The organism is Streptomyces sp. P17, assembly GCF_032436805.1.
Classification (GTDB): domain Bacteria; phylum Actinomycetota; class Actinomycetes; order Streptomycetales; family Streptomycetaceae; genus Streptomyces.
This window is the reverse complement of record NZ_JAVRBF010001194.1, coordinates 1-252: the sequence shown is the minus strand read 5'-3', so window position 1 is coordinate 252 and position 252 is coordinate 1. Positions and strand designations below refer to the sequence as shown.

Annotated in this window: 1 protein-coding gene; it reads right to left on the bottom strand. The window is 66.7% G+C overall.

All coding sequences use genetic code 11. The annotated features are described in order from the left end of the window. Window positions 1–3: 3 nt before the first annotated feature. Window positions 4–252 (bottom strand): hypothetical protein (locus RMT89_RS44395; RefSeq protein WP_315889429.1); only part of this gene is annotated, 249 nt, incomplete at its 5' end.

Sequence of the window (252 nt, the reverse complement as noted above, 5' to 3'; positions counted from 1 at the left end):
TCATCAGCGTCTCCTCACCGTCGATGCCGACCGACGGCCAGCCATCTCGATCCGCGCATCCACCAGACGCTCCACACCCGAGGTCGGGTCCACCATCACAATCCGGACACCAGCCAGGCCATCCGCCACAGCAGCCGAGATGCCCGACGTGTCGAGCGCCGGGGAGGTGTGCGAGATGCCACCTCCTGCAAAGGTGCGCATCCCGATCAGGCTGGCCGTCTCGCGTAGGATTGATTGGGCCCGAGGTCGCCG